Raw genomic sequence first — 24,098 nt, 5'->3', positions numbered from 1 at the left:
GATTGGAGCCGATTATGAGTACTTTTGATGTGCATTTTTGGCCAGATGATAAAAAAATTAAAGTAAGAGCTGGTACCACGTTGTTGGATGCAGGGAATAGAGCCAAAGTACATATCCGGACGCGTTGTGGTGCGAAGGCAGCCTGTTTAATGTGCAAGGTAAAGATCAATGATCAAAGTGGACTTGCGCCGTTGAATACGAATGAACAATTAAAGCTTGGCTCCCTAGCAGCTGAGGGAATTCGATTAGCATGCCAAGCGCGTGTAACGGGTGCTGTTCAGGTAACGATTCCTGAGGATCCTTTAAAGGCAGCTATTCGTGCTCAACTTGCTAGACAAAATGAGGAAGACGATTTTTCATTTTAGACAAGATAGGATGGTTGAATTGTGATTATTAAAGGAAGACGAACCCAAGGTAGAAGCTCGCTTCTGGCGCTTATCTTGGTTATTTTGCTTACAGGCTGTGCGTACCCGCAAGAACTAAGGAAAGAGAATCAAATCAATCCTGCTGAATTTATTACCGTCGTACAACAGGCCGTAGATAACTACCACGAGAAAACAGGCGTGCTTCCCATTAAAAATAGTGAGATGACAACGCCGCTCTATGAGAAGTATGTGATCGATTTTCCTAAACTGAAAAAAACGAATCTGTTGAGTACGGTACCTGCAAATGCTTTCGAGAGCGGCGGTGTGTTTATTTACGTACTCGTAGATGCAGAAACGAAGCCAGTCGTGAAGCTAATGGACTTATCCGCCTTTCAAAGTGTGGAAGATGTTCAGAAGAAAGTGAATGATTACATTGCGAAGCATGGAGGGAACATGCCTCAGGGGATTTCGCAGAATGAAGCATTTGCTTATGTAGATTTCAAGCTGTTGGGAATGAAAGAACCCGATATCAAATCAGTCTATAATCGGAAAAATGCGATTACATACATCCTGAACAAGCAAACGGGCGAAGTAGCCATTGATTATGCGATGGATCTCAACACGTTTATTCAGAACAATGCTTTAGGAAACTCGTTAAAGCCAGACCAAGATTTGCGGCAGATTCTCGTAGATAAATCCTATTTCGTGCCGATACGAAGCGTTTCATATACATGGAAAGATAATCAACCGATGCCTCAAAAGTAGTCATATAATCAACCTCTTACATCCTTGTAAGAGGTTTTTTTGTCTTTATAGAATAAGCGCAACCGACTCATCATATATTCTTTCGAAAGCCGTATGTGCTTCATAAAATATGAGCGAAAAAAAGTTGGGACGCATCTATCATATTTCTATCGAAAGTACATATATTTTTACTAGTCCAAATGAATGTACGAGTAGTCAATTGTTACCGTCATTAGCGTCAGTTGACGACCAAACTGTAGGAGGGATTCTCTTGGAGAAAGTGGATATCTTTAAGGACATTGCAGAACGAACGGGAGGGGACATTTACCTGGGGGTTGTCGGCGCAGTCCGGACAGGGAAATCAACCTTTATTAAGCGTTTTGTGGAATCTGTAGTGCTTCCGAACATTCAAAGCGAAGCGGATAGGATCCGGGCTACCGATGAACTCCCGCAGAGCGCTGCTGGCCGCACGATTATGACAACGGAGCCGAAATTCGTACCGAATAYGGCGGTTCAAATTTCTGTGGCTGAGGGGCTGAACGTAAACATTCGCCTTGTTGATTGTGTCGGATATGCAGTCGATGGCGCCAAAGGCTATGAAGACGAGAACGGACCTCGGATGATCAATACACCATGGTTCGATGAGCCGATTCCTTTCCAAGAAGCGGCTGAGATCGGGACACGGAAAGTCATTCAGGAGCACTCCACATTAGGTGTCGTGGTTACAACAGATGGTACGATTTCGGATATCCCGCGATCTTCGTATGTGTTAGCTGAAGAAAGAGTTATTAATGAACTCAAAGAGGTCGGGAAACCGTTTGTTGTGATCATTAACTCTCAGAAGCCAAACAGTGAGCCTGCACTTGAGCTGCGCAGCGAGTTGCAAAGCCGGTATGATGTTCCTGTTGTTACGATGAGTGTAGCTAGTGCTGGAGAAGAAGAGATGGTCTCCGTGCTTCGTGAAGTCCTGTATGAATTCCCGGTTCATGAAGTGAATGTGAACTTGCCTAGCTGGGTAATGGTTCTGGATGAGAATCATTGGCTGCGGACACAGTTCGAAGCATCCGTTCGCGATACAGTACAGGATATCAGGCGCTTACGTGATGTCGATCGTGTTGTCAGTCAATTTGCTGAATATGAGTTTATTGACAAGGCTGCATTAGCAGGGTTGAATATGGGGCAGGGTGTGGCAGAAATAGATCTGTTTGCACCAGATGAGCTCTATGATCGAATTCTCGTCGAGGTTGTTGGAGTCGAAATTAGAGGGAAGGATCATCTCCTCCAACTCATGCAGGAATTCACGCATGCGAAGCGAGAATATGATCAATTCGCTGAGGCCCTTGAAATGGTCAAAACAACCGGTTACGGGATAGCGCCTCCAACCTTAGCGGAGATGGCGTTAGATGAGCCGGAGTTAATCCGTCAAGGCTCCAGGTTCGGCGTTCGATTAAGAGCTACAGCGCCATCTATTCATATGATTCGTGTAGATGTCGAATCCGAGTTTTCGCCGATCATCGGAACTGAGAAGCAAAGTGAAGAGCTTGTGCGCTATCTGATGCAGGATTTCGAGGATAATCCGCTGAAGATTTGGGAGTCCGATATTTTCGGAAGATCACTGCACTCGATCGTTCGAGAAGGCATACAAGGAAAGCTTGCCCAAATGCCAGATAATGCAAGATATAAACTTCAGGAAACACTTGGACGTATTATCAATGAAGGCTCAGGCGGCCTGATCGCGATAATTTTGTAGGAAAGTGTGGACAAAAAACACTCGAAAGAGTGTTTTTTGTCGTTTCATAGCAGAAAGCTCCACATAAAATGGAAATAGCTACTTGAAATTGCTCACTGAGTGTATTACTATGAATTTATTCGTCTGCTTTCAAAGTTCATTTTGCTTAGAAAATCAACGATTTTTCAGCGGTTTATGTATAATTTCTGGGAAAACGGTGAAAACAGGAAGTAACGGAAGTGAGAAATCTTGGGGGGAGGTGAATGGCATGAATAAATCTGAATTGATCAACAAGGTTGCTGAAACATCTGAGCTTTCCAAGAAAGACGCAACAAAAGCAGTAGATGCTGTTTTTGATGCAATTTCTGAAGCATTGCAAGGTGGAGATAAAGTGCAATTGGTTGGATTTGGTAACTTCGAAGTTCGTGAACGTTCTGCTCGTAAAGGACGTAATCCACAGACTGGTGGAGAAATTGATATCCCAGCAAGCAAAATCCCAGCTTTCAAACCTGGTAAAGCACTTAAAGATGGCATTCAATAATTTGTATTTATACATAGGATTGAACGTTTCATAATTATAAAGCCGTGGCCGCGATTTGCGGGTAACGGCTTTATTTGTTTTACCTGAAAATGGCTTTACAATTTGAAATTCTCCTACTATAATTACAAAAGTGAAAGCGTTCTTCTTGGTTGTAAACGGAGTATGGCGGGGTATGGCGCAGCTCGGTAGCGCGCACCCTTGGGGTGGGTGAGGTCGCACGTTCAAATCGTGTTACTCCGATTATGAAAAAGACATCGGTGTTCGATGTCTTTTTCTGTTGAATAGAAAGGGTATGCCTATACTTTTCAACGCGTGATAGAATTTTTGTAATTCGTAGGGGGAACAAGGTTGAATAAGTTGAAACTGAAAGAACTGGTGAAGTCGCAGGATTGGACGATGTTCGGAATCATCGCCTCGATCTACTTGATCTGGCGAATAGGTACGGTTGGGAACTGGAGTACAGAATGTTGGATATTGCTATGTATCTGTTTATTAGGTGTGAGGAAGGATCAGATTGACGTAGATTGGAAACGCTTCTTTTTGATAGGAATTCCACTTTTGGGTATTTTTTATTATTTTTATGGGACAGGCAACGGATTTTGGTGGAAAATTGCGAACTGGATGTTTGAAAATAATCGCCACCCATGGCGCTGGGATAGCTATATGAACGCCATTCCGCTGAATACAGGCGGATGGGCAAGGTGGATTTCTACACCCTTTCTAGATAGAGCTATGGTGTGGGTCTACAACTATGGCTTTGTGCTTTCACTTTGGATTTGTATTGTTAGAAGCTTCTGGACACGCAGCGTCAAAAAAATGTTATCGTATGCGCTCTCCGGGCATATGTTGCAATTTCCGCTCATTTTGCCTTTCTATAACCTTATCCTGCTTCATGAAGTTTGGTATGTGAATAATCAACCCGACTTATTACATCGGACGTTTGCGGATGAGAATTCCTTACTCGTGGCCGTTATGAATTGTTTCCCAAGTATGCACACCTCTATTTCGTTTGCGATGCTCCTTCTCGCGTTACGTGAAAAGGATCGGATTTTCAAATACATGATGGTCACCTATTGTTCGGCGATTATTTTCTCAACCATGTATTTGCAGATTCACTGGGTAATCGATGTTTTCGCGGGAATGCTATTTGCCTATGGAACAGTTAAATTGACGGATCTCCTTATTCGCTTAGGCTCTCATCATGCAATACCTGAAAAATTCAAACATTTTTATCGAAAACGCACTAAATCAGCTTCTGCTGAATTATCCATCTAGCACATGTTGACTTCCGGTTACTTTTTTTGGCATCATTAGAAGTAGAAATGAAGGATAGGGAAGAACGGAGGATGGATATGGAACAATCGAAATCGAATCAGTCAAATCAATCGAACTCGAACTCGAACGGTAATGAGTATTTCGTGATTAAAGCCAAAGACAATGGCGTTCATGTGATTGGATTGACACGTGGACAGGATACACGTTTTCATCATACAGAGAAGCTGGACAAGGGTGAAGTCATGATTGCACAATTCACTGAACATACATCCGCGGTAAAGGTCAGAGGTAAGGCTTTGATTATGACCAAATTTGGCACGATCGATACAGAAGAATAATAGTAAATTGACAAAAGCAGGCATAGCCTGCTTTTTTTCTATGTACAATGGTGTATAGGACTTGTTACTATGATAACCTGTCGGTTATTTGGCTCCTGCATATGCTTAGGAGGTGTTGAATGTGAAATGGTCAATGCGCATCGTGATCACGCTAGTAATTACCGTTGTAGTCGTGATCAGTCTATCCACGCTGCCAAAGATGGATCTTTCATCAGGCTTAGGTTCCGACTACAGATGGTCCAATAATCACGGTGGTCAGCTTACGGAAACGAACTTGGCAGATCTCCTGGTACAGATTCCTCTGCAGCTGCGAATACGAAAAGTGGAGCTAAGTTCGTCTCGATTGTCACTCGATTTGAGTTTGCCCAAAAATGCTGATTCCATTGCTGTATATCGCGATTTGTATACAGTTGCACAGACAATGCTAGTTAATACCAAGAATGTAGATCAAGTGTGGGTACGTGTCATAGATTATTCAGGCGGTGCTGAAACAACTTCATCCCAACTTGTTCTCGCCATGGTAGCCCAGCGTGAATTTGGCAAAGATATGGAGAAGAAGCCAACTGAGCTTAGCTTGATTCAATTGGAACAAGAGTTGCAGAACCGCTTTCGCATCACCTACACCTCCAAATGGCAACAAAAGTACCCACTATAATTAATTGTGCTTCTATTAACGGGTTATGCTATAATAATTTGGATTGAGACATTGAAGTTCATAAATAGAGATGTGGCATACGGTTACGGAGGCTTTTGCATGAATTCTTATCGGATCCCTGAGATCGCTAAGCAATATACAGAGTATGATATGATCCAAATTCACACAGACTTGCCGGATTTTCCTGAATTGCGCACACGTCTGTTGTTTGCATTCTTGAATGAAAATAACAAACTAAGTTCATTAAGTGAATTATTTACTTTAGCAACAGCGCTTGTACAGTTAGGACTCGATACCCATGATCTTGTAACAGTATCTAATGAGGTCAAGGAGAAAAAGGCTTCTAGGTCAAGACAGCTAAAGGTGCTTGCAGGAGACTATTTTAGTGCCAGATTCTATCATCTTCTAGCTAAAACGGGACAGATCGAAATGATTAAGCAGCTCTCGAATGCGATCTGTGAAGTAAATCGTTTAAAGTTGAGCAGCTATACGAAAATGAAACAACTGAAACTGACGGCAGAAGATTACATTCACCACACGGTGGAAATCAAATCTCAGCTGTTTTTGTCTTTCTCAGAGGTCATGTCAGAGAGATATAATCAAGCATGGCCTGATATTTTGAGAGGCTACGTGAGATGTGAACTCCTATTCGATGAAATCTTCCGCATGGAGACTACTGAAAATTTTAAAGGCAGCTGGGGATATTGGCATATTAACCAGAATGGCACGAGAGACGAGAGGAAGCAGTTACAAGCTGAAGAAGCGGATACGACGAAGGTTCGTACGCTTTTAAATAAATACAACATCTCTACGCAACTGTATCAGTTGCTACACGCACAAACGAAGCAATTGCTAGATCGTGTTAATAAGCTTGAATCGGTTAAACTACAAAGTGAACTCTTTCACATGGGAGAGCCCTTTTTACGATTTACTGGGGAGCAGCCCAAAGTGTTAGAAGAAATTTAAGGGGACCTGGGCAATGAGTTTAAGCAAAACAAACAGCGACAACAAAAAAGCGAAGAGTAAAGAAGAGTTTGTACATGGTGTTTTTGAAAGTATAGCTCCAAAATATGATTTGATGAACAATATTATTAGTTTTAATAGACATAAAGCATGGCGTAAATTTGCAATGAAGAAGATGAATGTGCAGCCTGGGGATACAGCCATAGACTTGTGCTGCGGTACATGTGACTGGACGATTAGTCTTGCTCAAGCTAGTGGTACAGGAAAAATGGTTGGACTAGATTTCAGTCAGAATATGCTGGACTTTGGTGCGGCAAAAATTAAACAATTGCGTTTAGATCAGCAAATCGAGCTTATACAAGGAAATGCGATGAGTCTTCCGTTTGACGACAATTCTTTTGACTTTGCCACAATCGGGTTTGCCCTGCGTAATGTTCCCGATCTTGAGCAGGTCATCCGAGAAATGCAACGTGTCGTTAAGCCTGGGGGACTAGTTGTGTCTTTAGAGTTATCTAAACCAACATGGCAGCCGTTTAAGTCGATATACTATGTGTATTTCCGGCATATCATGCCGTTCCTTGGTAAGTTAATAGTTAAGAAATATGAGCAATACAAATGGTTGCCGGAATCATTAATTACGTTTCCTGATCATAAGCAGTTAGCGGCTATCTTCTCGAAGAATGGCTTAGATCAAGTACAAGCTTATCCACTCTTTGGTGGTGTGGCCGCGTTACATGTAGGCACTAAAGGTAAATCGAAATCAGGAGTGTAATTAGCATATGTTTACTAAACTAAAGATTTTTCTCGAAATGATTAAGTTTGAGCACAGCGTGTTTGCACTGCCATTTGCTTTCATGGGGGCAATTCTTGGCTCCGTTGTTTTGCAAGGACATTTACCTAGCTGGGCTCAGATAGGGTGGATCACTTTAGCCATGGTAGGAGCAAGAACCGCCGCGATGGCTTTGAATCGTGTAATTGATCAAGCCATTGATAAACGAAATCCACGTACAGTGAATCGGGCCATTCCTGCTGGGCTTATTTCAATCCCACAAGTTATTATCTATATCATCATCTCTTTTGCAGTTCTTTTTTGGGCAACCTATCATCTAAGTGCCTTATCGATGAAACTGCTGCCTATTGCCGTATTCTTCTTGGTGATTTATTCGTATACCAAAAGATTCACATGGACATGCCATTTCGTGCTCGGTTTGACGCTAGGCCTTGCCCCGCTTGGCGGCTGGATTGCCGTTACAGGTCAATTCACATGGTCGTCCATCATCTTTTTCTTAACTGTAGCATGCTGGAGTGCTGGTTTCGATCTCATTTATGCTTGCCAGGATGCAGAATTTGATCGCAAGGAAGGTTTGCACTCCTTTCCAAGTCGATTTGGTATTAAAGCATCTTTACATACAGCGCGGGTGCTTCATGTATTAACAGCAATCGGTTTAGTTTCCCTATTTTTTATAACGCATCTTAGTTGGCTGTATCTGGTTGGGCTTGTTATCGCTTATATCTTGTTATTTAAAGAGCATAGGCTTGTTTCACCTCAGGATTTATCCAAATTAAACACAGCTTTCTTCACGATGAATGGCGTATTAAGCTTAGTCATGTTCACATTCACATTACTTGATGTACTAGTGAGCCAACACTCATGAGCAGCGGAAACTGGGTCATTGGAATTTCAGGCGCTAGTGGAGCTCAATACGGTGTGCGATTATGCGAAGTGTTGTTGGATCTTGGCTTAGATGTGCATCTTATTATTACGGATGCTGGCTGGCGAGTGCTGCAGGATGAACTGGATTGGAACGCAACGAAGCGTCAGGATGTGTTGGAGAAGCAGTTCGGGGGACGGACAGGCTCTTTTGTGTATCATCCAGTTGCGAATATAGGAGCAACAGTCGCAAGTGGTTCTTTTCGCACCAAAGGGATGGTTGTGATTCCATGCTCGATGGGCACATTATCAGGGATCGCTCATGGTTCGTCCGATAACTTACTTGAACRTACCGCGGATGTCATGCTGAAAGAAGGAAGAAAATTAATACTGGTGCCAAGGGAAACACCCTTACATGCTATACATTTAGAAAATATGCTTACCCTAACAAGAATGGGTGTGCGAATGATACCCGCTATGCCAGCCTTCTATAATCGTCCGCGCTCAATCGATGAGATGGTTGATTTTTTGGTAGGAAAAGTGATGGATAGTATGGAGATTGAACATTCTTTGTACCGTAGATGGGGAGATATTGATGAGCAACCTAGACCCTAAAATCCGAATCGGTCGAATCAATTATACAAATGTGTGGCCGATATATTATTATTTTCCAGAACTGATGAATAGTTCTGACGTCGATATTATTGAGCAAGTACCCACATCACTTAATCAAGCAATGGCTGAGGGCCGCATTGATATGGGGCCAATTTCTTCCTTTTCATATGGACAATTTTTTGAGGATTATATGCTATTTCCGGATCTTTCTGTAAGCTCTTATGGCGAAGTCAATTCGATCCTGCTTTTCCATGACAAACCACTGCGTGAAATCGTGAATGGGAAGATTATTCTTCCAACAACGTCAGCGACTTCTGTGAATTTACTTAAAATCATTATAGAGAAATTTTATAAAGGTAAGCCGACTTATGAATATGCGAAGCCAAGCTTAGACCAAATGATGGAAGGAGCGGACGCTGCGCTTCTCATTGGGGATGATGCCATTAAGGAAAGCTGGCGGAATCAGAAGTATATGATTACAGATCTTGGTCAAGAGTGGGCCAAGTGGACTGGGAAGTGGATGTCGTTCGCTGTCTGGGCGATCCGCAAAGAAACGATTCGTAGCTATCCAGAGCTAGTGGGTTCCATTTTTGAAGCATTTAAAGCGAGTAAAGAGAAAGCCCATCAGGAGCCGCAGAACATGATCGAGGAGGCAAAAGCTGCCGTTGGCGGCACCTCTGAATTTTGGAATCATTATTTTCATACTTTGTGTTATGATTTTGCAGCTGAACAGTGGGAAGGGCTTAATTCGTATTATCAGTACTGCTACGAACTTGGTTTCCTGCCCAAACCAGTTCAAATAGGCATTTGGGAAGAGAATAAAGTGGCACGGGTGACCGAATGAAAAACTTAATGGATATTTATTCTAGAAAGAGAAGAGATATTTCAGCGATTGAAAAAGAACTTGAGGAAAGCGTAAATAACGATCATACTTTACTAAGAGAAACGTCGATACATCTGCTTAAAGCCGGAGGAAAGCGAATCAGGCCTGTTTTTGTTCTGCTTTCTGGTGAATTTGGTAGTTATCAACTTCAAACGATAAAAAATGTTGCGGTGCCATTGGAACTTATTCACATGGCCTCTCTTGTCCATGATGATGTGATTGACGATGCTAATACGCGGCGTGGACAATTGACGGTTCGTTCCAAATGGGATAATCGCATTGCTATGTTTACAGGCGATTATATTTTCGCTAGAGCTCTAGGTGTCATTACTCGGATTCCGAATCCAATCGTGCATCAAATTATGTCAAAAGCCATTGTTGAAATGTCCATTGGAGAGATGGAACAAATTCGTTTCTTTTTCCAATCGGAACAAACGATTAGAGATTATTTACTGCGAATTCGGCGGAAAACTGCTTTATTAATTGCGATCTCATGTCAATTGGGTGCGATGGCATCTGGTGCACCAGATTGGGTGAGCACTAAATTGTATAATTTTGGCTATAATGTAGGTATGGCCTTCCAAATTAGAGATGATATTCTGGATTTAATCGGGACTGAAAAGCAGATCGGGAAACCGCCTGGGAGTGATGTCAAGCAAGGGAATATCACCTTGCCGGTGTTGCTCACCATGCAAGACCCCGCTTTAAAGCCTATGATATTGACAGAACTTGATCGAATACATAAACTGGATGGACAAACGGATGTTAGTCGATTCCTAGAAATGATACGAGGCAGTGCTGGCATCAAGGAAGCCGATCGTCTTTCTCAGGTCTATATTGATAAAGCGATTTCGTCACTCCACAAGCTGCCGGATATCCAAGCGAAAAAGGATCTCATCGAAATCGCTCATTTTATCGGGAATCGATCTTATTAACGAAAACGGTAAGTGGACGCTTACGAAGTCAGTTTTCTGACGAAAACTTTAAGGAGGTAGTCTTTCAATGGAAAAAACATTTCTCATGGTTAAACCTGATGGCGTACAACGGGGACTTGTCGGCGAGATTGTAAAACGGTTTGAACAGAAAGGTTTCCAATTGATTGGCAGCAAGTTGACGGTCATTTCCCGAGAGCAAGCCGAGGTTCATTATGCGGAGCATAAAGGAAAAGATTTTTTCGATAGACTCGTGAATTTTATTACATCAGGACCTGTCTTTGCGATGGTATGGCATGGCGATCAAGTTGTTGCTTTGTCCAGGACTATGATTGGTAAAACAAATTCGCTTGAAGCCGCGCCTGGAACGATTCGCGGTGACTACGCCGTACATACGAATCTCAATCTTATTCATGGTTCCGATTCGCCTGAAAGTGCCGAACGTGAGATTAACAATTTCTTTCAGCCTAACGAAATTTTTGAGTATTCGAAGAACATTCAAGAATGGATCTAATCCGATTAAACGAAGAATCTGGTATCTAAATGGATACGGGTTCTTTTTTGTTGTTTTTTGAAGGATTTTGGTAATTCCACACAGAATGTATCAGAATAGAATATGATCAAGGTGGGTGGACAGCATGGAGGATCAAGATTTTTTATTGTTTATCAAAAAAATAAAGGAACATACGGCCATAGATCTTGCGCTGTACAAGGAAGCGCAAATGAAACGACGATTAACTACCTTGCGGATGAAGCGGGGTTACAATACATTTGTTGCTTTTTTCGATGCGATGATGAAGGATAAAGAATTATTTTATGAGTTTTTGGATCGGATGACGATCAATGTTTCAGAATTTTGGCGGAATCCGAACCGATGGGAGCTCGTGGAAAAGAAATTTATTCCCGAGATGCTAGAACGAAATCGCCGGTTGAAAATTTGGAGTGCAGCTTGCTCCACAGGAGAAGAGCCGTATACGCTAGCAATGATTTTAGCTGAGCAAGGGGCACTTAGTGAAACGAACCTACACGCTACGGATATAGATGACGGTGCCTTGGAGAAAGCTCGTAAAGGTATGTATTTGGATCGTTCGGTGCGTGATGTGCCACCTAATTATGTGAAGAAATATTTTAAACAAGATGGCGTTATGTATCATGTTTCCGATGAACTCAAAAAAACGATTAAATTTCAGAAGCAGAATTTGCTTGTCGATACATTTGACAGCGGTTTCGATCTCATTGTTTGCCGCAATGTGATTATCTATTTTACAGAAGAAGCGAAGCATTTGCTGTATCAGAAATTCGCCAAAGCTTTAAAACCAGGCGGACTCCTATTCGTTGGCTCGACAGAGCAAATTTTCTCCCCTGGTCAATATGACCTTGAGGCAACTGAAACATTCTTTTATCGGAAAAAGGGTGTATAAGAACTTCCATATCTTCCAATACTAAGATGTAGCAAAGCAAAGTGAGGTAATTGCCACGCTTTGAACAATGCAAACACGCTTAGGGGGCTATCATGGACAAACGCAAGGTGATTACCGCTTATCGCAGAGGAATGATTTCTATTCAAGAATGTGCTCAAATTCTAGGAGTCGATTCTTCACAAATTACGGGTCTAATGAATGATCCTCAGCTTTGTGAGCCTCCGAGGGTCGTCCAGAAGCAGCCTATGCACGGGTAATACTAGCTCCTGTCTAGATGATGACACGCTTACGCGGAAGGGATTGTCCCTGACACGTGAAGCGTGTTTTTGCATTTGTGTTGTTGCCAAACCTGTGTAGCTATACTATAATGACAACAGATAATCGCGCGTCAAAGCGCTAAAGTGCTTAGTGCTGCAGCTTTTTCATCGTGGCACACAAAGTAAGTATGCTCGGTTTTTCCATACTATTATGTTTATATACGGAGTTCGATTTTCTTCGTAAAATTCTTAGGGGGTAACGGATTGTGAGATATTTAACAGCTGGTGAAACGCATGGACCGCAGCTCACTGCGATTATTGAAGGGTTCCCAAGTAATGTAACCCTGAACTTTGAAGATTTAAACCATCAATTACATAGACGTCAAAAAGGCTACGGTCGCGGTCGTCGGATGCAAATTGAGAAAGATACAGCGACAATTGCAGGCGGCGTGCGTCACGGCAAAACAACTGGTGCTCCAATTGCACTCGTTGTCGTGAACAATGACTGGAAGCACTGGACATCCGTTATGGGTATTGAACCCGTTGAAGAAGATAACGAAGGCAAGCGCCGTGTGAACCGTCCTCGTCCTGGACATGCGGATTTGAACGGCGGCCTTAAATATAATCAAAAAGATTTGCGTAACATTTTGGAGAGATCAAGTGCTCGTGAAACAACGATGCGAGTGGCTACTGGAGCTGTCGCACGACAATTATTAGCTGAGTTCGGGATCAAAGTGGCTGGACAAGTTATCCGTATTGGGGATGTCGAAGTAGAGCGTCAAGAGCTTCCTGTCGATGAACTCATTCGTATTACTGAAGAATCTCCAGTACGCGTTGTTGATAAAGAAGCAGAAGCGAAAATGATCGCTGCGATCGACGCTGCCAAAGAAGATGGCGATACCTTGGGTGGTATTGTTGAAGTTATCATTGAAGGCGTACCTGTAGGACTAGGTAGTCATGTCCAATGGGATCGCAAATTGGATGGTAAAATTGCACAAGCTGTACTTTCCATTCAAGCCTTCAAAGGTGTTGAATTCGGTATCGGTTTTGAAGCAGCAGAGCGCAGAGGCTCAAATGTTCACGATGAAATCTTATTTACGCAAGAAACTGGCTTTAGACGTAGAACGAATCGTGCAGGTGGATTCGAAGGCGGAATGACAACGGGCGAGCAAATCATCGTTCGTGGTGTGATGAAGCCAATCTCGACCTTGTACAAACCGCTGCAAAGCGTTGATATTGATACGAAGGAAGTATTTACAGCGCAGGTTGAGCGTTCCGACACTTGTGCAGTGCCAGCAGCAGGCGTGATCATGGAGAACGTGATCGCTTGGGAAGTGGCCAATGCTTTCTTAGATAAATTCGGCGGAGACTCCATCGAAGAAATCCGTGCGAACCTAGCGAATTTCCTCAAGCAAGTGGAGAACTACTAAGATGAGAGAACTTACCGTAGAGCTTGGAGAACGGTCTTATCCCATTTATATTGGACAAGGCATTCTTACCAATATCGCGGCACTGTTCGATCGCGCGAAGCTCAGCCGCAAGTCGCCACTGCTCCTCGTCACCGACGAGTCGGTGGCGGCACTGCACTTGGAGCGCGTCTTGACTCTGCTCCGTGAAGGCGGCTTCGCCGCGACAGCCTGCGTTGTGCCCGCAGGCGAAACCTCCAAATCCCTCGCGCAGCTCGAGGGAATCGTCACTGCCGCCCTCCAGGCGGGCCTTGATCGCAATTCTGCGATCGTTGCCCTCGGAGGAGGCGTGGTCGGCGATCTCGCCGGCTTCGCTGCGGCGAGCTTCATGCGCGGGATCCGCTTCGTGCAGATCCCGACGACCATCCTTGCCCACGACAGTTCTGTCGGAGGCAAGGTAGCGGTCAATCACCCGATGGCGAAGAACATCATCGGCGCATTCCACCAGCCGGAGCTTGTTCTGTTCGACATCGACTTGCTATTGACGTTGCCAGAGCGCGAAGTGAAGGCAGGCCTGTCTGAAGTGATCAAGCATGGCTTGATCTGGGATGCGGCCTTTACACAGTGGTGTGATGACAACGCAGACAAGCTGTTAGCTTTAGATCCAGAAGCGTTAAGTTACGCGTTATACATAGGTTGTCAGGTAAAGGCTATCGTCGTATCACAGGATGAGCGCGAGAATGATCTCCGCGCGATTCTTAACCTGGGTCATACGATAGGTCATGCCTTAGAAGCCGTAGCTGGCTACGGTGAGTTGCTGCACGGTGAGGCCATTGCCATTGGTATGGTCGGTGCCTCGAAGCTTGCTCAGCAGTTCGGCTACAGTGTGGATATTCATACCGTGACCAAAGGTTTGTTCTTAAAATATGGCTTACCCGTGAGCATCCCGACGCATTTGGATACGGATCGCATTATGAGTGCCATGATGCATGATAAGAAGTTCAAAGAAGGTACGATGGTGTACATCATCCCAACCGAAATTGGCAAAGTCGAGATCCGCAAGGATGTAACAGCGCAGCAAGTCAGAGAGATTGTTGACCTTCTAAAAGGGGAGAAATAACCGATGTACTTAAGGGGAATTCGTGGCGCGACAACAGTTCAACAGAATGATGCAGATGAAATTCTTGCTGCAACGAGTGAGCTTCTACAAGCGATTGTAGAAGCAAATGATTTCCGTCCAGAAGATATCGGATCGGTCTTCATCACGGTAACCGAAGATATTACGGCAACATTCCCGGCAAGAGCGATTCGTACGCTAGTTGGTTGGGAGCTTGTTCCACTGATGTGTTCCTTGGAAGTGCCAGTTGAGAATGCATTGCCCAAATGTATTCGTTTGATGGTACAGGTCAACACGACCAAAACCCAAGCGGAAATAAACCATGTATATTTAAAAGAAGCCAAAGCACTTCGTCCTGATATTGTTAAATTGACAAATGAAGCTACCCGGTAGTATAGTGAAATTAGATGAGTTTAGGTTAGTAGAGCAGAGTTTAGTCGAGTAGAGCAGAGCCGAGTTGAGATGAGAAAAAGTAAATAGCTGTCGTGTGATGATAAGCTCGTTCCCACAGGGGATCGTCTATTTCCTCATACCTAGCCATCATTTTCTTTTTTTCACATTCATCCTGATCGTCTACTGAAACTAAAGTCAACCTCTACCCTAGGTAGAGGTTTTTTTGTATTCGAATAGAGTTTTGAGCGCCGCTACGTGTGAGTAGCTCACAAGCTGAGAGGGGATGTTTCCATGTATACACCTGAATTGCAAGAAGTCATTCGTTTGTCCAAAGATTATAATCTAATCCCAGTGGTGCGTCATTTACTAGCTGATACTGAGACGCCAATCCGTGTATTCCAACATTTATATCAAGAGCCTCGTGCATTTTTATTAGAAAGCGTAGAGGGAGGAGTGAAATGGGCCCGTTACTCATTCTTAGGCAGTGATCCCTTCTTGATGATAACGGCGAAGCATGGAAAAACAACGGTCGAAACGCAATCCGAGAAAAAAATCACAGATGAGAAACCGATCGAAGTATTGAAGGCTTATCTTCGCTCCTACTCTAGCCCTCAGCTAGCGGATCTACCGCGATTTACAGGCGGAGCTGTTGGATTCTTCGGATATGACTTACTGCAATACTATGAGAAACTACCCGCTCATCAAATCGATGATTTACAAATGAACGATATTCAATTCATGTTCTGCGATCAAGTCATTGTGTTTGATCATTTCAAACAACAGATTAAAGTGATCGCGAACCTACATGTGCCTCAATTCGCGACCGATGCGGATATTGCGACAGCCTATCAAGCAACCTGTGAGAAAATCGATGCGACAATCGAGAAGATCAAACGTCCGTTGAGTTCGGATACGATGACACACAATCCAATCGTCTCTGAGCCTGAGCTAGGCGACATTCGCTCTAACATCACGAAAGAAAAGTACATTGCCAATGTCAACAAAGCGAAGGAATACATTCGCGCCGGCGATATTTTCCAAGTCGTGCTCTCGCAGCGTTTTGAAATGGAAACAACGGTTTCTCCTTTGCAGGTATATCGCGTACTCCGTACGATGAATCCTTCTCCTTATATGTATGTGCTGAAAATGGACGATGAGATTATCGTTGGAACGTCTCCTGAGCTGTTAGTACGGGTTGAAGAAGAAAAAGTAGAAACGCGGCCGATAGCCGGAACAAGACCAAGAGGGAAAACACCGGAGGAAGACCAAACATTAGAGCTGGAATTGCTTGCCGACGAGAAAGAGCGTGCAGAGCATCTGATGCTAGTTGATCTGGGACGTAATGATATCGGGCGTGTTTCGGAATTCGGAACCGTTAAATGTGATACCTTTATGGATGTTGAACGCTATTCGCACGTGATGCATATCGTTTCGAACGTATCTGGTAAAATTGCCAAGGATAAGGACTTCTTCGATGCTTTCCTTTCCTGTATGCCTGCTGGAACGGTGTCTGGAGCGCCGAAACTCAGAGCAATGGGGATCATTGCAGAACTTGAACCAGAATCTCGCGGTTCGTACGCAGGAGCAATTGGGTATCTTGGGTTTTCGGGGAATTTGGATACCTGTATCACGATTCGTACGATCGTTTTCAAAAAAGGTAAAGCCTATGTGCAAGCTGGAGCAGGCATTGTATGGGATTCCGTTCCTGAGAACGAATATCAAGAAACCGTGAATAAAGCGACGGCTTTGCTGAAATCAATTCGTATGGCAGAAGCCATGTTCAGTCCTGAGCCTAGACCTGTTAGCGATATTAACAAAGATTATTTTGTTAACTCATAGAAGAAGGAGGCATGGAAGAACATGAGTGGATTGATTACGATACAGCAAGCACTTGCTAAAGTCATCGGTGGCAGTCATTTGTCCCGAGAAGAGGCCCGTAGTATTATGTCCGAGATTATGGAGGGAGCAGCTTCTCCTGCGCAAATAGGCAGTTTATTGACGGGTCTCCGCATTAAAGGGGAAACATTTGAAGAGATTACGGGCTTTGCTGAGACGATGCGCAGTAAAGCTGTGCAGGTGAAAGTACACCAAAGTGATCTCCTTGATACATGCGGAACGGGCGGAGATGGCGCAGATACGTTCAATATCTCAACTACAGCTGCCATAGTTGCATCAGCAGGCGGTATCCGAGTGGCCAAACACGGGAACAGGGCAATGTCGAGTAAAAGCGGGAGCGCTGATGTCTTAGAAGCGCTAGGCGTGAAGATTACACTGAGTGGCGAGCAAGCTGCGAAGTGTTTGGAACGAACGGGTATTTGCTTCATGTTTGCGCAAGCCTATCATCAATCCATGAAGCATGTCGCTGCTCCTCGTAAAGAGCTTGGATTTAGAACGGTTTTCAATTTGCTTGGACCGTTAACTAATCCTGCGGGCGCAGATCGCCAAGTACTTGGCGTCTTCGACAGAACCAAGACAGAGATGCTGGCACAATCCCTTCAAGCACTTGGCTTGAAGCGTGCGCTTGTTGTGGCCAGCGAGGATGGGTTGGATGAGTTCAGTATCTCCGCACCTACCAAGGTGACTGAGCTGAAATCTGATATCATCACGACCTATACGATAACGCCAGACGATTTAGGTCTTCGTGCACATAGTATCAAAGATGTAGCTGGGGGCGATGCTTCCCTAAACGCTGAAATTATTCGTCATATTTTTGCAGGTGAAAAAGGACCTTATCGTGACATCGTGCTTGCGAATGCAGCCGCTTGTTTCTATGTGACTGGCCATGTAGGCACGCTTCAACAGGGTGTTAAATTCGCAGCTGATGTGATTGATTCAGGACGTGCGGAGCAGAAATTGAATGATTTAATCCAATATACAGGAGAATTATGCCATGTTTCTTGATAAAATTGTTGCTACGAAGCGTGTAGAAGTGGAAGCAATGAGCAGCTTTTCGATCGCGGAGGCTGAGAAGCGGATCTCACAGCTTCCGCCTTGCTTAGGCTTTGAGCGGGCGCTGACGACGCGGAAGAACCGCGCGATGGGGCTTATTGCGGAAGTGAAGAAAGCATCACCTTCCAAAGGCTTAATTCGCGAGGATTTTGAACCTGTCGCTTTGGCTCAGGCTTATGAACGCGCAGGCGCGGATTGTATCTCGGTTCTGACGGATGTTTCTTATTTCCAAGGAAGCAATGACTACTTACAAGCCGTACGCAAAGCGGTTAATGTTCCTCTATTGCGGAAGGATTTTACAATTGATCCTAAGCAAATCTATGAAGCAAGGCTTCTTGGAGCAGATGCTATTCTGTTGATTGCGGCTATTCTGACGACGGACCAAATGAGATCGTATCTAACCCTTGCGAAGGACCTTGGCTTGGATGCACTCGTTGAAGTACACGATCGTGAAGAACTAGAACGCGCGCTTGAACTGGATACTCAACTGATCGGTGTAAATAACCGGAATTTGAAAACCTTCGTAACCGATCTAGGAACAACGGAAGAATTAATCCGCTTTATGCCTAAGGGTAAAACAGTGGTGAGCGAAAGCGGCATTTCTACCGTTGAAGATATGGCTTATGTAGGTCAAGTAGGTGCACAAGCTGTATTGATTGGCGAGCATTTCATGCGTCAACCAGTCGTTGAGCAAGCTGTTCATGATCTGATGGGTGAGTTGGTCGAAAAGGCGTAGTAATAGGGAAGAAAGAGGCGAATTTGATGGCTGTGGGAACGATTCCAACGGTAAAAATTTGTGGACTTCAAAGCGTTGAAGTGTTAAAATCAATCGTACATTTGCCGATAGCTCATATCGGCTTTGTTTTTGCACCGAGCAAGCGACAGGTTACGCCTGAGAAAGCTGCTGAGCTCATTGATTACTTGAAATCTGAGGAAGCGAATGGTCATACAATACCGCTTACTGTTGGAGTTTTTGTCAATCCAACGCAGGAGCAGTTGATGGAGATCTTAGCTGTAGCTCCTTTGGACATCGTACAACTTCATAGTCAGGAAACGCCGGCATTTTGCGGCTGGGTTCGTGAACATTTTGGGGTACAGGTGTTTAAATCGGTTTCCATTTCCAAAACGGAAGATTCCATGCCCACACTAGACAGTGTGGCTGCTCAGCTCGATCCATATATTGGAACCGTTGATGCGATATTGCTGGATACGTTTGACCCTATATACGGGGGCGGATCTGGTACCACTTTTGCATGGGATTGTATTCCTGTGTATCAAGAGTGGGCTCGAACCACAGGTATTCAACTGCTCGTTGCTGGTGGACTTCGACATGATAATGTAGATCAATTAGTGAATGCTTATGCTCCAGATGGCGTTGATGTATCGAGCGGCGTGGAGACAGATGGCGTGAAAGATATTGCGAAAATAACCGCGTTTGTGGAAAGGGTGACCCGTAAGTGACACAAGTACCTGATCAGCATGGTAGATTTGGCAAGTTCGGTGGCCGTTATGTGCCCGAGACATTGATGAATGCCCTACATGAGCTTGAAGAAGCTTATGCGCGATATAAAGATGATCCTGAATTTATTGCTGAGGTTCGTTATTTGCAAAAGCAGTATTCCGGCAGACCTACTCCGCTATATTATGCAGAGCGCTTAACTGAGCTGCTCGGCGGAGCTAAGATTTATTTGAAACGTGAAGATTTAAACCATACAGGTGCTCACAAGATTAACAACACCATCGGACAAGCGGTTCTTGCTAAACGTATGGGGAAAAAGAAAATCATCGCGGAAACTGGAGCAGGTCAGCATGGTGTTGCTTCTGCTACGGTCGCGGCTTTAATGGGCTTTGAATGTAAAGTGTTCATGGGGGAAGAAGACACGAAGCGTCAGCAATTGAATGTATTCCGCATGAAATTGTTAGGCTCGGAAGTTATTCCTGTTACTTCGGGAACGCGCACGTTGAAAGATGCTTGTAACGAAACACTGCGCTACTGGGTAAGTAACGTGCAAGACACGTACTATATTCTTGGATCAGTTACAGGACCACACCCGTATCCGATGATGGTTCGTGATTTCCAACGCGTGATCGGGGATGAGTCCCGTGAGCAGATCTTAGAAACAGAAGGCAGATTGCCGGATGCGGTTGTTGCTTGTGTAGGTGGAGGCAGCAATGCGATGGGGATTTTCTATCCATTCGTTCAAGATGCTTCGGTGAAATTGATTGGCGTGGAAGCAGCTGGACGCGGCGTTAACACAGAAGAACATGCAGCAACGATGACCAAAGGAACGCCAGGTGTATTCCAAGGTTCACTCAGCTACCTGCTTCAGGATGAGTATGGTCAGGTATTGCCGGCGCATTCAATCTCAGCAGGTCTTGACTACCCGGGAATTGGTCCTGAACATGCGTATCTCAAAGATTCAGAGCGTGCTTCTTATTATCCAATCACGGATCAGGAAGCGTTAGATGCTCTTCAATTGCTGAGCCGCACAGAAGGTATCATTCCTGCTTTAGAGAGCGCACATGCGATAGCACACACGTTGAAATTAGCACCAACAATGTCCAAGGATCAAATCATAATCGTAAGCTTGTCCGGACGCGGTGATAAAGATGTGGAATCCATTATTAGTTATCTTGGCGAGGGGGTATAGGCGATGAACCGTATTGACAGTCGTTTTGCAGAACTCAAAGCGCGCGGTGAAACCGCAATGATTCCCTTTCTAACAATTGGTGACCCGTCGATTGAAGCTTCCTTAGAGCTTATTCTGGAAATGGAACGCGCAGGTGCAGATTTAATCGAGCTTGGTGTGCCGTATTCGGATCCACTAGCAGATGGGCCAGTTATACAACGCTCCTCCGAGCGGGCTTTAAAACGCAAAATATCCATCTTTGATGTCATCGATGTGGCTAAACAGGCTAGGAATCGAGGATCACAGCTTCCATTCATCCTGTTTACATACTATAATCCGGTTCTGCAGATTGGTCTTGAGCGGATTTTCAAGGTGATGCAGGAGAATGAAATCAGTGGCATAATTATTCCTGATCTTCCGTTAGAGGAAGATAGTGAGACTAGAGCTATTGCTGAGCAATACGGCGTTCATTTGATTCCGCTAGTAGCACCAACATCCAATGAACGTGTTCAACGGATTGCAGCAGGTGCGCGCGGTTTCGTTTATTGTGTATCTTCACTTGGTGTAACAGGTGAGCGTGCTGAATTTTTTGGCGGGATTGAGGATTTCCTTGCAACCGTTCGTGAAGCCGCGTCAGTGCCCATTGTTGTGGGCTTCGGCATATCATCGCGTGAGCAGGTTGAACGCTTTGAGAAGCTTTGTGATGGTGTTGTCGTAGGGAGTGCGATTGTTCGCACGATTGAAAACGCATTGCCACATTTCGAAGCAGATGCTTCACATCCGGAAGGCCTTGCACAAGTAGGTAACTTTGTAGGTCAATTGAAACGTTCGAACTACTAATTGATGAGGTGACTTCATGAAACCGAAACAAACGATTATACATTTACCCGTCTACCAACCAGGAAAACCAATTGAGGAAGTAAAGCGTGAACTTGGGCTTACGGAAGTCATTAAGCTTGCTTCCAATGAGAACCCATTCGGGTCTTCTCCGCATGCAAAGGCAGCGATTGAGACGGAAATAGCGAATATTAGTCTTTATCCAGATGGTGGGGCTGTGCAGTTAACAGATGCGGTAGCAGCTTCCCTTGGTGTAGAGACAAATCAGCTCATCTTCGGCGCGGGCTCGGATGAAGTCATCCTCATGCTAGCGCGTGCTTTCTTAGTGCCAGGTGATGAGTCTGTAATGGCTTCCCATACGTTCCCACAATACAAGCACAATTGTGAGATCGAAGGTGCTATTTCCATTGAGGTACCATTGAAAGATGGTACTCATGATTTGGATGCAATGGCTGCTGCCATTACAGAACGCACGAAAATTGTTTGGATTTGTAATCCGAACAACCCAACGGGAACGATGAACACAGATGCTGAAATTAAAGCATTTCTGGCCAAAGTTCCTGCTCACACCATCGTAGTCCTTGATGAGGCCTATTGTGAGTACAACACTACAGGTGAATTCCCAGATAGTATTGAGCTTATTGGTCAATACAAGAATGTTATCTCCTTGCGCACTTTCTCCAAAATCTATGGGTTGGCGTCCCTTCGCATTGGTTACGGAATTGGGCATCCGGATGTTATTCGTTCCATCAACCAGGTGCGTGAGCCCTTCAATACAACTCGCTTCGCACAAGCTGCTGCACTAGCGGCGATCAAGGATCAGGATTTCATCGCGAGCTGCCGCGAAGCGAATACAGCGGGTCTACACTACTTAGAAGAACAATTCAAACAACTTGGGCTGCAATCGTTTCCTGCACATGGGAACTTTATTATGGTGGACGTAGCTCGTCCAGCAGCAGACGTATTCAACGGCTTATTGCGTCGAGGGTTAATCGTTCGCGGTGGACATATGCTTGGATTCCCTACATCGCTGCGTGTCACAATTGGTTCAAGCGAGCAAAATGCAAAATTCATTGCGGCTCTAACGGAAGTTCTTGCAGAGGTTCCTGTTCAAGCCTAATTCAGAGGATAAAGGTTGATTCCTGTCATGACGAAAATAGCAATATTCGGAGTAGGGCTGATCGGTGGATCACTAGCCTTATGTTTCAAAGGAAAACCAGACTACACCGTTGTCGGTCATTCGCCCAATCCGAATTCGGTTCAGAAGCTTCTGAAACGGAATGTTGTCGATTATGCAACAACAGATATGGCCGAAGCTGTGGATGGGGCTGACTATATTTTCCTATGCGTACCCGTGGGTAATCTGGAAGAATATGTTCAGAAGCTGATGAAGCTGCCCTTGAAACAAGGCTGCATCATCACGGATGTGGGGAGCACGAAGGCATCGATCACAGAAAGCGCAGCAGCACACTTGAAAGAAGGTTACTTTTTTATCGGCGGCCATCCGATGGCAGGCTCTGAGCGGCATGGGGTAGAGGCAGCTTCCTCGCACTTGTACGAGAATGCTTTCTATGTGTTGACACCTGCTGAAGGCACGCCACAGGCTGAAGTGGATCGTCTTTCAAGTCTGCTTAGTCAAACTAAAGCACAAATCGTTCAAGTCGACGCTCGCGAGCATGATGATATCGTTGGGGCTATCAGTCATTTGCCGCATATCATCGCAGTAGCGCTCGTTAACCAAGTAAGAGTGTATAACGAGAGTAATCCCTTGTATCAAAACTTGGCAGCTGGAGGCTTTCGAGATATTACCCGGATTGCATCAAGTGAGCCGACGATTTGGCGTGATATCCTAGTCAACAATCGTAATGTTTTGCTTAAGCTGCTGAAGGATTGGAATGAGGAGATTTCCCGATTCGTTCAGCTGATCGAGCAAAGCGATGGAGATGGCATTGCGGAGCAGTTCCGTATTGCAGGTGAATTCCGCAACAAGTTACCGGAACGTCGAAAAGGTGTTCTCACTTCCCTTTTTGATATTTATGTGGATGTTCCCGATCATCCTGGTATCATAGGCTCAATCACATCGCTGCTTGGAAATGAACGAATCAATTTGAGCAATATTCAAATTATAGAGAGTCGTGAAGATGTTCCTGGCGTTCTCAGATTATCCTTCCGTAACCAAGAGGAAGCAGATCGGGCTTCCGAGTTGCTAGGGAAAGAATATGCAGTGCATGTTTAATTTCGAATATTATCAATAATATGTGGGCTTTCTGCACGTTGATATCTATCAACGTGGGGAAGGTCCTTTTCTTTTATTTTTGTAAACGGATTCACAGGTCAAAAGGCTCATGCTATAATGGGTCTTATTGTTTATTTCTAAGACTATTTATTGTTATGGGG

General features: G+C 44.5%; 27 protein-coding genes and 1 tRNA gene. All 28 read left to right on the top strand.

What is annotated here, in order from left to right; genetic code table 11:
• The first annotated feature begins 14 nt into the window (after positions 1–14).
• Positions 15–365, top strand: a complete 351-nt coding sequence (locus tag AC1DVJ_RS15345) for a 2Fe-2S iron-sulfur cluster-binding protein (RefSeq protein WP_477592107.1) — start codon at positions 15–17, stop codon at positions 363–365.
• A gap of 21 nt (positions 366–386) precedes the next feature.
• Entirely contained in the window at positions 387–1,130 is a 744-nt protein-coding gene (locus tag AC1DVJ_RS15340) for a hypothetical protein (RefSeq protein WP_477592097.1), read from the top strand.
• Positions 1,131–1,380: 250 nt separating this feature from the next.
• The gene (spoIVA, locus tag AC1DVJ_RS15335; protein WP_477592095.1) at positions 1,381–2,859 is read left to right on the top strand and encodes a stage IV sporulation protein A; all 1,479 of its coding nucleotides are present in this window, start codon (positions 1,381–1,383) and stop codon (positions 2,857–2,859) included.
• A 247-nt stretch (positions 2,860–3,106) separates the two neighbouring features.
• Positions 3,107–3,379 (top strand): HU family DNA-binding protein, encoded by a 273-nt coding sequence (locus AC1DVJ_RS15330; RefSeq protein ID WP_056614405.1) that lies wholly within the window; start codon positions 3,107–3,109, stop codon positions 3,377–3,379.
• A gap of 166 nt (positions 3,380–3,545) precedes the next feature.
• Positions 3,546–3,619 (top strand) — tRNA-Pro (locus AC1DVJ_RS15325).
• 108 nt (positions 3,620–3,727) lie between these two features.
• A complete protein-coding gene (locus AC1DVJ_RS15320; protein WP_477592093.1) occupies positions 3,728–4,654 on the top strand; it encodes a phosphatase PAP2 family protein in 927 nt (308 codons plus the stop codon).
• Between the two features lie 77 nt (positions 4,655–4,731).
• A complete protein-coding gene (gene mtrB, locus AC1DVJ_RS15315; RefSeq protein WP_477592091.1) occupies positions 4,732–4,992 on the top strand; it encodes a trp RNA-binding attenuation protein MtrB in 261 nt (86 codons plus the stop codon).
• A gap of 121 nt (positions 4,993–5,113) precedes the next feature.
• Complete coding sequence (locus AC1DVJ_RS15310; RefSeq protein WP_477592089.1) at positions 5,114–5,647, top strand: hypothetical protein; 534 nt, start codon at positions 5,114–5,116, stop codon at positions 5,645–5,647.
• Between the two features lie 99 nt (positions 5,648–5,746).
• Positions 5,747–6,613, top strand: a complete 867-nt coding sequence (locus AC1DVJ_RS15305) for a heptaprenyl diphosphate synthase component 1 (protein ID WP_477592087.1) — start codon at positions 5,747–5,749, stop codon at positions 6,611–6,613.
• A gap of 13 nt (positions 6,614–6,626) precedes the next feature.
• On the top strand, positions 6,627–7,382 hold the full coding sequence (locus tag AC1DVJ_RS15300) for a demethylmenaquinone methyltransferase (protein WP_477592085.1): 756 nt from the start codon (positions 6,627–6,629) through the stop codon (positions 7,380–7,382).
• A gap of 7 nt (positions 7,383–7,389) precedes the next feature.
• Complete coding sequence (locus AC1DVJ_RS15295; protein WP_477592083.1) at positions 7,390–8,265, top strand: UbiA-like polyprenyltransferase; 876 nt, start codon at positions 7,390–7,392, stop codon at positions 8,263–8,265.
• Entirely contained in the window at positions 8,262–8,876 is a 615-nt protein-coding gene (locus AC1DVJ_RS15290) for a UbiX family flavin prenyltransferase (protein ID WP_477592081.1), read from the top strand. Before AC1DVJ_RS15295 ends, AC1DVJ_RS15290 begins: the two co-directional genes overlap by 4 nt.
• Positions 8,857–9,720 (top strand): menaquinone biosynthesis protein, encoded by an 864-nt coding sequence (locus AC1DVJ_RS15285; RefSeq protein ID WP_477592079.1) that lies wholly within the window; start codon positions 8,857–8,859, stop codon positions 9,718–9,720. Before AC1DVJ_RS15290 ends, AC1DVJ_RS15285 begins: the two co-directional genes overlap by 20 nt.
• On the top strand, positions 9,717–10,694 hold the full coding sequence (locus AC1DVJ_RS15280) for a polyprenyl synthetase family protein (protein ID WP_477592077.1): 978 nt from the start codon (positions 9,717–9,719) through the stop codon (positions 10,692–10,694). The genes AC1DVJ_RS15285 and AC1DVJ_RS15280 overlap by 4 nt, the downstream gene beginning before the upstream one ends.
• A gap of 67 nt (positions 10,695–10,761) precedes the next feature.
• Positions 10,762–11,205: a nucleoside-diphosphate kinase gene (gene ndk, locus AC1DVJ_RS15275; RefSeq protein WP_477592075.1), complete on the top strand. Its 444-nt coding sequence runs from the start codon at positions 10,762–10,764 to the stop codon at positions 11,203–11,205.
• 124 nt (positions 11,206–11,329) lie between these two features.
• Positions 11,330–12,112, top strand: coding sequence for a CheR family methyltransferase (locus AC1DVJ_RS15270; RefSeq protein WP_477592073.1), 783 nt, complete (start codon positions 11,330–11,332; stop codon positions 12,110–12,112).
• Positions 12,113–12,204: 92 nt separating this feature from the next.
• Complete coding sequence (locus AC1DVJ_RS15265; protein WP_164483568.1) at positions 12,205–12,369, top strand: hypothetical protein; 165 nt, start codon at positions 12,205–12,207, stop codon at positions 12,367–12,369.
• Between the two features lie 266 nt (positions 12,370–12,635).
• Positions 12,636–13,799 (top strand): chorismate synthase, encoded by a 1,164-nt coding sequence (aroC, locus tag AC1DVJ_RS15260; RefSeq protein WP_477592071.1) that lies wholly within the window; start codon positions 12,636–12,638, stop codon positions 13,797–13,799.
• A gap of 1 nt (position 13,800) precedes the next feature.
• Positions 13,801–14,895: a 3-dehydroquinate synthase gene (gene aroB / locus AC1DVJ_RS15255; protein WP_477592069.1), complete on the top strand. Its 1,095-nt coding sequence runs from the start codon at positions 13,801–13,803 to the stop codon at positions 14,893–14,895.
• 3 nt (positions 14,896–14,898) lie between these two features.
• Positions 14,899–15,285, top strand: coding sequence for a chorismate mutase (gene aroH, locus AC1DVJ_RS15250; RefSeq protein WP_477592067.1), 387 nt, complete (start codon positions 14,899–14,901; stop codon positions 15,283–15,285).
• A gap of 291 nt (positions 15,286–15,576) precedes the next feature.
• Positions 15,577–17,124 (top strand): anthranilate synthase component I, encoded by a 1,548-nt coding sequence (gene trpE / locus AC1DVJ_RS15245; protein WP_477592065.1) that lies wholly within the window; start codon positions 15,577–15,579, stop codon positions 17,122–17,124.
• 21 nt (positions 17,125–17,145) lie between these two features.
• A complete protein-coding gene (trpD, locus tag AC1DVJ_RS15240) occupies positions 17,146–18,186 on the top strand; it encodes an anthranilate phosphoribosyltransferase (RefSeq protein ID WP_477592063.1) in 1,041 nt (346 codons plus the stop codon).
• Positions 18,176–18,970, top strand: a complete 795-nt coding sequence (gene trpC / locus AC1DVJ_RS15235; RefSeq protein WP_477592061.1) for an indole-3-glycerol phosphate synthase TrpC — start codon at positions 18,176–18,178, stop codon at positions 18,968–18,970. Before trpD ends, trpC begins: the two co-directional genes overlap by 11 nt.
• A gap of 26 nt (positions 18,971–18,996) precedes the next feature.
• Positions 18,997–19,695, top strand: a complete 699-nt coding sequence (locus AC1DVJ_RS15230; protein ID WP_477592059.1) for a phosphoribosylanthranilate isomerase — start codon at positions 18,997–18,999, stop codon at positions 19,693–19,695.
• Positions 19,692–20,885: a tryptophan synthase subunit beta gene (trpB, locus tag AC1DVJ_RS15225; RefSeq protein WP_477592057.1), complete on the top strand. Its 1,194-nt coding sequence runs from the start codon at positions 19,692–19,694 to the stop codon at positions 20,883–20,885. Before AC1DVJ_RS15230 ends, trpB begins: the two co-directional genes overlap by 4 nt.
• Positions 20,886–20,888: 3 nt before the next feature.
• Positions 20,889–21,704, top strand: a complete 816-nt coding sequence (gene trpA / locus AC1DVJ_RS15220; protein WP_477592056.1) for a tryptophan synthase subunit alpha — start codon at positions 20,889–20,891, stop codon at positions 21,702–21,704.
• 16 nt (positions 21,705–21,720) lie between these two features.
• Positions 21,721–22,821, top strand: a complete 1,101-nt coding sequence (gene hisC, locus AC1DVJ_RS15215) for a histidinol-phosphate transaminase (RefSeq protein ID WP_477592055.1) — start codon at positions 21,721–21,723, stop codon at positions 22,819–22,821.
• Positions 22,822–22,848: 27 nt separating this feature from the next.
• Positions 22,849–23,937 carry a prephenate dehydrogenase gene (locus AC1DVJ_RS15210; protein WP_477592053.1) on the top strand — a complete coding sequence of 363 codons (1,089 nt, stop codon included), beginning with the start codon at positions 22,849–22,851 and terminating at the stop codon, positions 23,935–23,937.
• The last annotated feature ends 161 nt before the right edge of the window (positions 23,938–24,098 follow it).

The organism is Paenibacillus sp. P4_A9 (genome assembly GCF_056402415.1).
This window is presented reverse-complemented; position numbering and strand designations above follow the sequence as displayed.

Bases quoted from the DNA above. Each gene is read 5' to 3' on its own strand.
- AC1DVJ_RS15285 (WP_477592079.1), top strand. From the start codon at position 8,857: ATGAGCAACCTAGACCCTAAAATCCGAATCGGTCGAATCAATTATACA.
- trpA (WP_477592056.1), top strand. From the start codon at position 20,889: ATGAACCGTATTGACAGTCGTTTTGCAGAACTCAAAGCGCGCGGTGAA.
- AC1DVJ_RS15330 (WP_056614405.1), top strand. From the start codon at position 3,107: ATGAATAAATCTGAATTGATCAACAAGGTTGCTGAAACATCTGAGCTT.
- trpD (WP_477592063.1), top strand. From the start codon at position 17,146: ATGAGTGGATTGATTACGATACAGCAAGCACTTGCTAAAGTCATCGGT.
- AC1DVJ_RS15280 (WP_477592077.1), top strand. From the start codon at position 9,717: ATGAAAAACTTAATGGATATTTATTCTAGAAAGAGAAGAGATATTTCA.
- ndk (WP_477592075.1), top strand. From the start codon at position 10,762: ATGGAAAAAACATTTCTCATGGTTAAACCTGATGGCGTACAACGGGGA.
- trpE (WP_477592065.1), top strand. From the start codon at position 15,577: ATGTATACACCTGAATTGCAAGAAGTCATTCGTTTGTCCAAAGATTAT.
- hisC (WP_477592055.1), top strand. From the start codon at position 21,721: ATGAAACCGAAACAAACGATTATACATTTACCCGTCTACCAACCAGGA.
- AC1DVJ_RS15295 (WP_477592083.1), top strand. From the start codon at position 7,390: ATGTTTACTAAACTAAAGATTTTTCTCGAAATGATTAAGTTTGAGCAC.
- AC1DVJ_RS15210 (WP_477592053.1), top strand. From the start codon at position 22,849: ATGACGAAAATAGCAATATTCGGAGTAGGGCTGATCGGTGGATCACTA.
- AC1DVJ_RS15300 (WP_477592085.1), top strand. From the start codon at position 6,627: ATGAGTTTAAGCAAAACAAACAGCGACAACAAAAAAGCGAAGAGTAAA.
- AC1DVJ_RS15270 (WP_477592073.1), top strand. From the start codon at position 11,330: ATGGAGGATCAAGATTTTTTATTGTTTATCAAAAAAATAAAGGAACAT.
- aroB (WP_477592069.1), top strand. From the start codon at position 13,801: ATGAGAGAACTTACCGTAGAGCTTGGAGAACGGTCTTATCCCATTTAT.
- mtrB (WP_477592091.1), top strand. From the start codon at position 4,732: ATGGAACAATCGAAATCGAATCAGTCAAATCAATCGAACTCGAACTCG.
- AC1DVJ_RS15345 (WP_477592107.1), top strand. From the start codon at position 15: ATGAGTACTTTTGATGTGCATTTTTGGCCAGATGATAAAAAAATTAAA.
- AC1DVJ_RS15305 (WP_477592087.1), top strand. From the start codon at position 5,747: ATGAATTCTTATCGGATCCCTGAGATCGCTAAGCAATATACAGAGTAT.
- AC1DVJ_RS15265 (WP_164483568.1), top strand. From the start codon at position 12,205: ATGGACAAACGCAAGGTGATTACCGCTTATCGCAGAGGAATGATTTCT.
- AC1DVJ_RS15230 (WP_477592059.1), top strand. From the start codon at position 18,997: ATGGCTGTGGGAACGATTCCAACGGTAAAAATTTGTGGACTTCAAAGC.
- aroH (WP_477592067.1), top strand. From the start codon at position 14,899: ATGTACTTAAGGGGAATTCGTGGCGCGACAACAGTTCAACAGAATGAT.
- trpC (WP_477592061.1), top strand. From the start codon at position 18,176: ATGTTTCTTGATAAAATTGTTGCTACGAAGCGTGTAGAAGTGGAAGCA.